Source organism: Mycobacterium scrofulaceum, from assembly GCF_001667885.1.
Taxonomy (GTDB): Bacteria; Actinomycetota; Actinomycetes; order Mycobacteriales; family Mycobacteriaceae; genus Mycobacterium; species Mycobacterium scrofulaceum_C.
In genome coordinates this window covers 18254-28048 of the sequence record NZ_LZJW01000098.1, presented here as the reverse complement: position 1 = coordinate 28048, position 9795 = coordinate 18254, and the positions used below count along the sequence as shown (strand labels likewise).

Genomic DNA, 9795 nt, shown 5'->3' with positions numbered 1-9795 from the left:
CTGGAACCAACCCCCACCCAAACGACGCAACCCCTGGCCCATCGTCGCCGGCGTCGCCGCCCTGGTCGTCGTCCTCGCGGCCAGCGCCGTGGGAATCTGGCTCGTCGTGCGACCCAAGCCCGCGCCGGCACCGGACCCGATACCGGCCGAGCGCCTCAGCGCGCTTCTGCTGGGCGCCTCCGACATCAACTCCGTCATGGGATCGTCAACCATGGAGCCCGGCAAGCCCATTCAGTCGATGGACAGCTCGTCGCTGACGGTGTCGCAACCCGACTGCCAGGGGGCGCTGTACACCACCCAGAGCCCGGTGTACTCGGGCACCGGTTACTCAGCGGTGCAGGGGCTGGTGTCGTCGGAGCCGGGAGACAACTACGACCATTGGGTCAACCAGGCCGTCGTCCTCTTCCCGTCCGCCGATAAGGCGAAGGCTTTCTTGGAGACGTCGGCGGGCAAGTGGAAGGGCTGCGCGGGCAAGACGGTGACCGTGACGAACAAGGGCAAGACTTATCGGTGGACCTTCGCCCAGATTCAGGGCAGTCCGCCGAAGATTGCCGTGTTGGACACCCAAGAAGGCGCCGACGGCTGGGAGTGCCAGCGCGCGATCAGCGCCGCCAACAACGTCATCGTCGACGTCAACGCGTGCGGATACCACATCACCGATCAGGGCACCCAGATCGTCGACAAGATCGTCGCCAAAGTCGAGAACGCTTAGCGCAGAGCGCTTTCGCCTACGACTGAAGGTCCGGGCCTTCGGCGCGCAAGTCGTCGACGGCCGCCATGGCGCTGCGCAGCTTGGCCAACCATTCCTCGGCGTGCTCGCCGACGAGCTTGACCGACCAGGCGAGGGCGTCGGCGCGCGATCGCGCGACTCCGGCGTCGACGAGCGTGTCGAGCACCTGCCGCTCCGGTTGCTTCAGGCGCGTCATCACCGGTACTGCGATGTGCGTGAACAAGATCCGCTCCGGGCCGGATTTCGAGCCGACCTCGACGCCCCAGGAAACCTTGCGACCGTAGCGATCCTGCGCCTCGTCGGCGATGCGCATTCGCTCCGAACGGGTCTCCTCGCGGAACCGGGAGGCACGCCCTTCGGCACGGGCCTCGCTCTGCTCGTTCGCCGAGCCCTCGAGCTCGGGCAGCCGTCCGATCACGGTGATCTCTTCGCGGTCGACGATGACCGTCGGATCACCGTCGAACCAGCTTTCGGGCAGACGTCCGGCGAACCATTCGGCGGCGTCGCTGGCGTCGGGTTGCTGGGCCTGCTGCCAGCCGCCGGGTCGGCCGTAGCGCCGGCCGTGCGTGTGATGCGATTTCATAATTACAAGATTACATCGTTACAAGCGTAAGTGAATAGTGTTCACCCGCGGCGAACCCATCGTTGTGACGCGGCCTGCCGCAAGCCGCGGCCGACTGCCCAGAACCCGTTGATATGCGCTGATCAAAGTTGTATTTTTGGTAGCGAAGCAGGCCCGGAAACGACCAATTCCAAGCGCCGGATGTCAGGGTAGAAAACCGGCCGCGTAGGACCCGCGCATGACGGAGTCAAACGCCCCCTAGAGTCGTCCGGGCCTGCCCATGTCGGCAGCATCCCCGAGTCAGTCTCCGCGGTCGCCGCGACGAATCCGAAACAGCTTCACCTCGTTCTTGATGCCTTTGAGGCGGCGCGCACCGGCGAAGGAGCCGGTGAACTCGCCGGTGTCGCCGATCGTCTCCCAGGCCGAGTCCGCCGCCAGCACGGTTCCCGGGCGCGCGACACTGGTGACCCGGCTCGCCACGTTGACCGGGCTGCCGAACCAGTCCCCCGCCCGGCTCACCGCCATGCCGGAGGCGACGCCGGCCCGCAACCGCGGGAAGTCGTTGTCGGTGTCGACGGCCTCCACGAGCTTCAGGACCACGTCGAGCATGGGCAGCGGCTCGGGACAGACGAACATCGCCGCGTCCCCGATCGTCTTGATGAACCGCACCGGCGGCACGGTCACGTCCCGGGCGAGGTGAGCCAGCCGGTTGGCCAGGTGCCCCAGCTCCTCGGCCGATACCACTTCGCCTATCCGCGTGAAGCCGACGAGGTCGGCGAACGCGACCGTGATCTGGCGCGCGCCCGGGAGTGGCTTGCCCGCGGCCCGCTCGGCGGCGTTGACGGCCTCAGTCTCCATCATGTGCCGCAACTGCATGAACAGCATGTGCTGGATCATCGGGCCGAGCATCGGCGCGATCTGGCCGACCAATGCCTTTGACGCTTTGGCGATTTCCAGCTCGGTGGCTCCCGGGCGCATGATCGTCGAAAGGGCGGCATAGCGCATGACCTCCGCGGCGCGGGACAGGCCTTCGGCGAGCACCCGGACCACGAGCACCAATTGCTCGGGATTGAGGCCCAAGTCGACGAACCGCTGGGCGAAGGCGGCGGCCTCGCCGTCGGCGCGCATGTGCACCACCGCGTCGGGGTCGTCCACGCGCACCAGGCCGATGGCGCGCTGCACTTGCTGCAACAACGCCAGGTCCACGCCGTAGGTCTCGCTGATTTCTCGGGTGGACACGTAGGTCCCGTCGCCGCCGAGGAGGTGGCGGGTGGCCAGCAGCAGTGGCGGATTGGTCGTCCGGATCTCTTCCGGGGTGACGCCCTGCTCGAGGAGCCACTCCACCAGTTCCGCCCGCTCGGTGCGTGCGGTGCCCTCGAGTCCGTCGAGCAGGTCCTCGATGTGCGGGTCGGCGCCGTTGTGACCGTCGTCCTCCACTTCGCCAACGTACAACGCGCGCCGACCGCGAGCGCGGCGCAGCCGGGCGAAGCGGGTCGGCGCCAACAGACACCGCCGACCGCGAGCGCGGCGTGCGCCGATCGCGAGCGCGGCGCAGCCGGGCGAAGCGGGTCGGCGCCAACAGACACAGCCGGGCGAAGCGGGTCGGCGCCAAACAGACACCGCCGACCGCGAGCGCAGCGCAGACACAGCGAGCCATGATGTGAAGCGATGAGCGCACCACTGTTGCGGGGATTCCCGCCCGTCGTCGACGAACGCGCCGGGGTGCTGATCCTGGGCTCGTTTCCCAGCGTGCAATCCCTGGCGGTGGGTCAGTACTACGCCAATCCGCGGAACGCGTTCTGGCGGATCACCGCGGAGCTGTTCGGCTTCGACGCGACAGCGCCCTACGAAAGTCGGCTGGCCGCACTGCAATCGGCCGGTGTGGCCCTCTGGGACGTGGTGCGCGCATGCCGCCGGGTGGGCAGCGCGGACTCGGCGATCGAGCCGAAAAGCTTGGTGGTCAACGACTTCGGTGAACTGTACGCCCGCTACCCCGCCATCACGCGGGTGTACTTCAACGGCGGCAAGGCGGCCGAGCTGTACCGCAGGCTGGTCGGGCCCGACGACCGGGTTCAGTACCGGCGGCTCCCGTCGACGAGCCCGGCGCATGCCGTGCCGCCGCAGTCGAAGCTGGCCGCCTGGCGCGAAATCTCAGCGCAGCTATGACACCGGCGGTCGGCGGTGCGCCCATGGCCGGGCGGTTTCGATCTGCGCGGCCAGCGACAACAGGGTCGCCTCGTCGTACGGTCGGCCCACCAGCTGCACGGCGATCGGCAGGCCGTCACCGTCGAAGTCCCACGGCACGGCCGCGGCTGGTTGTCCGGTGAGGTTCCAGACCTGTTGGTAGGGCACGCGTTGCGCCACCGCCAGCAGCGTCCACACCGCACCGCGGCGTTGGTAGGCGCCGATGCGGGACGGGCCGGTTGCGTTGCCCGGCGTGAGGACGACGTCGACGTCATCGAAGATCGATTGAATCCGGGCGGTCAGCGCCGGCTCCGCCTCGCGAAGGGCCGTCATGCGGTGATCCGAGAAGAACGAACCGGCGCGGGCCAGGTTGCGGGTGCGCGCTTCCAGGCGTTCGGGGTGCGGTAGCGAGTCGGCGTCGTCGCTGATGCCGCGTAGATAGCGCGGCAGGTAATTGGTCATGATCGCCGACGGCGGATAGTCGGGGTCGGCGGTGATCACCTCGTGGCCCAGGTCGCGCAGCAGCGCGCCGGCCTGTTCGACCGCCGTGAGCTCCGCCTTGCCGACCCTGACCGGCAGCGGCGTCGGCGACTTGGTGCTCAGGGCGATCCGCAGCCTCCCGGGCGCACGGGTCGCGGCGGCCACGAACTCCCCTTCCGGCCCCGGGACCGTCGACGTCGCATCGAGGAACATCGCGGCATCGAGCACCGAGCGGGCCAGCGGACCGTTGACGCTCAGCCCGTGCCAGGCATCGTCGTGCGGCTCCAACGACACCCGGTCCCGTTGCGGTTTGACGCCGAACAGGCCGCACCAGATCGCCGGAATGCGAATCGAGCCGCCGCCGTCGGATCCCAGGGCGAGCGGAGCGAGGCCCGCGGCCACCGCCGCGGCGCTGCCGCCACTGCTGCCGCCCGGGGTGCGCCGGGGATTCCAGGGGTTGCGGGTCGCACCGAAGGTCAGCGATTCGGTGTAGGGGAACATCATCAGCTCGGGCACATTGGTTTTGCCGATGATGACGGCGCCCGCCGCGCGTAGCCGGTGCACCACTTCCGCGTCGGACGTCGCGGCGGGCCGGTGCCCGCCGCTGCCGTAGGTCGTCACCTCGCCGGCAACGTCGACGTCGTCCTTGATCGCGATCGGCACACCCAGCAGGGGGAGCCGCTCGCCGGCCTCGAGGCGGTCCTGCGCGACGGCGGCCTCGTAGCGCGCGCTGTCGGCGAGCACCACGCGGTAGCAGCGCAGCTGACTGTCCATCCGCGCGATCCGGTCCAGGTAGATCTCGAGCAGCTCGGGCGCCGTCAGTTCACCGTCGGCCAGCATCCTCACCTGAGCGGCCGCGCCGGCAAAGGCCACCTCGCGAGCGTCCACTGCGGCAGCGTATCCCCCACATCGCGCCGGCCAGTACCGTGGGCGACATGTCCTGCGTGTTCTGTGCGATCGTCGCCGGTGAGGGCCCCGCCATCCGGATCTGCGAAGACGACGACTATCTGGCCATCCTCGACATCCGGCCGTTCACCCGCGGTCACACCCTGGTGATCCCCAAACGCCACACCGTGGACCTCACCGACACGCCCCCGGAGACGCTGGCCGGCATGGTCACCATGGGTCAGCGGATCGCCCGCGCCGCCCGCGCGACCGAGTTGGCCGATGCCACCAACATCGCCATCAACGACGGCAGCGCCGCCTTTCAGACGGTGTTTCACATCCACCTGCACGTGCTGCCCCGGCGCAACGGCGACAAGCTGTCGGTCGCCAAGGGGATGCTCCTGCGGCGCGACCCCGACCGGGACGCCACCGCGCAAATCCTGCGTACGGCCCTGGCCCGCATCGACGCCAGCCAGTAATACTGGGCGGATGGCACTTCCGTCCTGGGTTGAGCAGGGTTTACTGCCGCGGATTCTGCGCGTACACGACACCGTCTATCGCAAGTCGAACGGCTGGATCGGCCACCGCATGCTGCTGATCCCGAGCCTGCTGCTCCATACCGTGGGCGCCAAAACGGGACAGCCCCGGACCGCGGCGCTCACCTATGCACGCGACGGCGACGACTACCTCGTCGTCGCCTCCAAGGGCGGCGACCCTCGGGCACCCGGCTGGTATCACAACCTGCGCAAGCATCCGGACGCGGAGATCAATGTGGGGCCAAAGCGTTTCGCGGTGACCGCCCGCCCCGTGCTGCCCGACGACCCCGACTACGCGCGGCTATGGCAGATCGTCAACAAGAACAATGGCGACCGATACGCGGCTTACCAGAAGAAAACGTCGCGGCCGATCCCGGTTGTGGTACTCACGCGGCGTTGACCTCGAACGCCGCGCCGAGGTTTATTCTCCTGTAAACGCGCGGTGAACTCCTCGGTTGCTCACCACACGGCGCCGATCGGCTGGAGCGGGCATGAAACCCTGGGCGGGAAATCCGTGGCGGCGATTAGGGTTGCCCCCGCGTCTGGGTTGGCTCCTCCTCGTCACCTACGCCCTGGCGGCCACGCTGGTGGTCACGTCGTCGATCGCCGGCTGGGAGGGCGCCTACGCGACCCGGCCGGTGGACGAGATCGTGCTGGCGCTTTGCCTGCTGTTCGGGGCGGCATGCGCCGGATATGCGGCCCGCTTCGCGACCGGACGGCACAGGTTCGGGTGGCTGGCGATGCTGACGGCCCTCTTGGGCTGGGCGGTCGGTGAGGTCATCTGGGCGGTCTACGAGCTGCGTCCGGTGCTGGCCCACGTCACGCACCCGGCCAAAGCCGAGATCGTGCTGCTCCTCTGGCCGTTCGGCGCCATGGCGTCGCTCATGCTGTTGTCGCGCGTGTCCCGCAAGAGTCCACGGCGACTGGTGTTGGACGGCCTGATCGTGGCGACTTCCCTGTTCGTCGTGTCGTGGGTCTTCGTCCTCGACAAGGAGCTGCGGGTAGACACCGGCCCGCGGGTGGCGACGGTCGCCGAGGTTTTCAACGACGTCGTCCTGCTGACGATCGCGATCCTGCTGCTGGCGCGGGGCGTGACCGGCGACATCCACAGCCGGAACCTGTTGGCGGGCGGAGTGGCGACGATCAGCATCGCCGACATCGCGACGGTGTTCAGGAGCGGGGTCGGCACCTACCAGGTCAGCGCCCTGGTGGACCTGGGCAGGGTGGCCGGGTTGGGAATGATCGCGTTGGCCGCGCTGGCGAGCGTCAACGAGTTGCCGCTGCCGGCGTCGCGCAGCGAGGAGATCCGCTCGCGCACCCGCTTGTGGTTGCCGTATCTGCCACTGGTGGTGGCCTCGGCGGTCGGGTTGGCGCACGCGGTGGGATTGATGGCGCATGGGCCGCTGCTGTTCGCGCTGGGCATCTTGGTGGCCGCGGTGCTCGCGCGGCAGTTCGTCGTTTTGATGGAGAACCAGAGCCTGTTGTCGGAGGTCGCGCGGGAAGCCTTCCGCGACAGCCTGACCGGCCTGGCCAATCGAGCCTACTTCCTGCAGCGGCTGGAGGAGGCCGTCGCCCGTCGGGAACGCGACGGCGCACCCATCGGGATGCTGTTCCTGGACCTCGACAATTTCAAATCGGTCAACGACGCCCTCGGCCATCCCGCCGGCGATGAACTGCTGGTTCGAGTGGCCGCGCGACTCACCGCCACCCTGGGCGACAACTGCGTCACCGCTCGCCTCGGTGGTGACGAATTCGCCGTGCTGCTCGAGGGTTCCGTCGAGGACTCGCGGGAGGCGGCGCAACGGGTTCTCGAGGCGTTCAACACCCCGATCCTGGTGGACGGCGTTCCCATACCGGTCCGGCCGAGCGTCGGCTTCACGGTGGCCACCGCCGCGTCGGAATGCAGCGTCGAACAGCTCCTCCGTCACGCGGACCTGGCCATGTATACCGCCAAACGCGAAGGCGGCCAATGCGTTCGCAGTTTCGTGCCCGACTTGCCGCTCTCCTACTCGTTTTCGGTCGACCAGCTGAGCGGCCCGCCTCCGGTGGTGGACGACGTGGTGGAGGCGAGCACCGCCCCGAAGCTCAGGCGTGCCGCTGACCTGACGACGCCGAGACCGGCGCAGGCGCAGGACGGGCTCGACAGTGTTCGGTGGCCGCCGACGACGATCCGAATTGGGTTGGCCGTCTTGGCGATTGGCGTGCTCGCCTTCACCGCGACCAGCGCCCTCTTCCCGAACGCCGGACACAGCGTCCTTTTCGCCAAATCCCTCTATTCGGCGTTGAATCTGGGAGCGGCCGCCTTGATCGCCATTCGCGCGTACCGGCTCCGGGCCGACCGGGTTGCGTGGTCGATGATCGCGGCCGGCATGGCACTGTCGGCGCTCGGTGACGTCGTCTATGCGCTGTGGGTGCCAGACGCGCGTTCGCCATCGATCGCCGATCCCGAATACCTGGCGTTCTATCCGTTCGTCTATGCCGGGATTCTGCTGCTGATGCGATCGCATCTGAAACGGGTGCCGATGCCCATCCGGCTCGATTCCCTGGTGTGCGCGTTGGCTTTTGCCGCGCTCGCCGCCGCGCTGCGCGCCGGACCCATGCAGGCCGCCGCGGCCCGCACGCCGGCGACCGTGCTGGTGGGTCTGATCTACCCGTGGGGTGATCTGGTGCTGCTGGCCCTGGCGGTCGGGATGCTGCCCGTACTGGGCTGGCGCCGTGAGTTTCGCTGGGGACTGCTCGTCGCCGGACTGGTGGGCTTCGCGGTCGCGGACACCGTGTACCTCTTCCAGACCTCGGCCGGTTCGTACCGCGTGGGCACGACGCTGGACGCACTCTGGCCGGCATCGTCGCTGCTGGTGGCGATGGCCAGCTGGGCGCGTGCGTCGTCGGCGATACCGGCGGCACGGCGCGGACTCGCCTCCTACGCGGTGCCGGTGACGTGCACCGTCGTGGCGCTCGGCGTGGCCATCCTGGGACACAATTCGCGGCTCGCTTCGACGCTTGCGGCGCTGAGCCTGGTCGCGGTCGCCGCGCGCTTCTCGGTGAGCTTCCGCGATGTCAGCATGCTGGCGGAGAGCCACAAGCAAGCCATGACCGACCAATTGACCACGCTGCCCAATCGACGGTCACTGGCGACGGCGCTGACCGCGCTGTCGGCTTCGGCGTCGTCGGGCCGGGCCTCATCGCGGCGGGCGCTGCTGCTGCTGCATCTGGACAACCTGCGGGAGATCAACGACTCGGTCGGCCGCCACTTCGGCGACGAGCTGTTGTGGCGCATCGCAAACCGGCTCGCGCGCAACGTGCGTCGCGACGATCTGCTGGCGCGGGTGAGTGACGAAGAATTCGCCATCCTGCTCGGCGACGGATCGGACCTGGTGGCCGCGCGGGCCCAGGCCGGCCGGTTGCTCGAAGGCCTGAGCATCCCGATTGAGCTCGATGCGATCAGCGTGGAGATCGATGCCTGCATCGCCATCGCCCTCTACCCCGACCACTGCGACCACCCTCAGGAGCTGTTGAATCGCGCCGAGGCGGCGGTCCCGCACGCCAAGTCGGCGCTCACCAGGATCGCGGTGTACGAGTCCGCCTTCGAGGTCGATCGCGACCACGATCCGAATCTGGTCGGGGAGCTGCGCGCCGCGCTGAACGATGGCGACCAGTTGACACTGCACTATCAGCCCAAGATCAACGCGCACGACGGCAGCGTCCACAGCGTGGAGGCGCTGCTGCGCTGGCAGCATCCGACCCGGGGGCTACTGCTGCCGGAGACATTCCTGCCCGCCGCGGAGCGCGCCGGTTTGATGCGCGCGGTGGCCCACCGCGCGATCAACCTGACGCTCGAGCAGATTCAGTCCTGGCGCGAACAGGGCATCCCGCTGACCGTCGCGGTGAACCTGGCGACGGCGAACCTGCTCGACCTCGACCTCGCGATCACCATCGAGCGGCTGCTGCAGAACCACGGCCTGCCCCCGGACGCGCTGATCATCGAGATCACCGAGAGCGCGCTCGTCGACTCGGAGCGGTCCCGCGACACCGTCGCCGCCCTGCAGCTGCTGGGCGTTCGCATCTCGCTGGACGACTACGGAACCGGGTGGTCGTCGCTGGCGCGGTTGCAGGATGTGTCGGTCGACGAGTTGAAGCTCGACCGGCGATTCGTGGCTCGGCTGGCCCAGGATCCCCGGTCGGTGGCCATCGTGCAGTCCACCGTGGACCTGGCTCAGAATCTGGGCGCCGACCTCGTGGCCGAAGGGGTGGAGGACGAGCTGACCTTGAGCGCGCTGCGCAGTTGCGGCTGCACCATCACACAGGGCTTCGTGCACAGCCCGCCGTTGCCGCCGGACGAACTTCGCCGCTGGATCATCGACAGGAACGCGATCGCGGGGCCGGTCGACTCCGGACGATCGAGCGTGACGGACTGACCG

8 protein-coding genes are annotated in these 9795 nt (G+C 68.5%); 5 read left to right on the top strand and 3 right to left on the bottom strand.

Features of this window, described 5'->3' with window-relative positions; translation table 11 throughout:
* A partial coding sequence (locus A5681_RS15395) for a sensor domain-containing protein (protein WP_197498616.1) occupies nt 1-712 on the top strand: 712 nt, incomplete at its 5' end.
* Between the two features lie 16 nt (nt 713-728).
* Here A5681_RS15395 and A5681_RS15390 read toward each other — a convergent pair.
* Nucleotides 729-1313 carry a hypothetical protein gene (locus tag A5681_RS15390; RefSeq protein WP_067276295.1) on the bottom strand — a complete coding sequence of 195 codons (585 nt, stop codon included), beginning with the start codon at nt 1311-1313 and terminating at the stop codon, nt 729-731.
* Between the two features lie 279 nt (nt 1314-1592).
* Nucleotides 1593-2729: an adenylate cyclase regulatory domain-containing protein gene (locus A5681_RS15385; protein WP_197498615.1), complete on the bottom strand. Its 1137-nt coding sequence runs from the start codon at nt 2727-2729 to the stop codon at nt 1593-1595.
* 231 nt (nt 2730-2960) lie between these two features.
* On the opposite strand from A5681_RS15385, the gene A5681_RS15380 reads away from it, so the two are divergent.
* A complete protein-coding gene (locus A5681_RS15380; RefSeq protein WP_067276294.1) occupies nt 2961-3458 on the top strand; it encodes a DNA-deoxyinosine glycosylase in 498 nt (165 codons plus the stop codon).
* On the opposite strand, the gene A5681_RS15375 is transcribed toward A5681_RS15380, so the two are convergent.
* Nucleotides 3453-4844, bottom strand: a complete 1392-nt coding sequence (locus A5681_RS15375; protein ID WP_082968369.1) for an amidase — start codon at nt 4842-4844, stop codon at nt 3453-3455. The genes A5681_RS15380 and A5681_RS15375 overlap by 6 nt on opposite strands.
* Nucleotides 4845-4891: 47 nt before the next feature.
* Here A5681_RS15375 and A5681_RS15370 point away from each other — a divergent pair, with 47 nt between their 5' ends.
* From A5681_RS15370 to A5681_RS15360, 3 genes are all read left to right on the top strand, one after another.
* Nucleotides 4892-5320: an HIT family protein gene (locus tag A5681_RS15370; protein ID WP_067276303.1), complete on the top strand. Its 429-nt coding sequence runs from the start codon at nt 4892-4894 to the stop codon at nt 5318-5320.
* A 10-nt stretch (nt 5321-5330) separates the two neighbouring features.
* The gene (locus A5681_RS15365) at nt 5331-5777 is read left to right on the top strand and encodes a nitroreductase family deazaflavin-dependent oxidoreductase (protein WP_067276293.1); all 447 of its coding nucleotides are present in this window, start codon (nt 5331-5333) and stop codon (nt 5775-5777) included.
* 91 nt (nt 5778-5868) lie between these two features.
* The gene (locus tag A5681_RS15360; RefSeq protein WP_082968368.1) at nt 5869-9792 is read left to right on the top strand and encodes a bifunctional diguanylate cyclase/phosphodiesterase; all 3924 of its coding nucleotides are present in this window, start codon (nt 5869-5871) and stop codon (nt 9790-9792) included.
* The last annotated feature ends 3 nt before the right edge of the window (nt 9793-9795 follow it).

Excerpts from the sequence above, each read along its gene's own strand:
- A5681_RS15390 (WP_067276295.1), bottom strand. The coding sequence starts at position 1,313 with ATGAAATCGCATCACACGCACGGCCGGCGCTACGGCCGACCCGGCGGC.
- A5681_RS15365 (WP_067276293.1), top strand. The coding sequence starts at position 5,331 with ATGGCACTTCCGTCCTGGGTTGAGCAGGGTTTACTGCCGCGGATTCTG.
- A5681_RS15380 (WP_067276294.1), top strand. The coding sequence starts at position 2,961 with ATGAGCGCACCACTGTTGCGGGGATTCCCGCCCGTCGTCGACGAACGC.
- A5681_RS15360 (WP_082968368.1), top strand. The coding sequence starts at position 5,869 with ATGAAACCCTGGGCGGGAAATCCGTGGCGGCGATTAGGGTTGCCCCCG.
- A5681_RS15370 (WP_067276303.1), top strand. The coding sequence starts at position 4,892 with ATGTCCTGCGTGTTCTGTGCGATCGTCGCCGGTGAGGGCCCCGCCATC.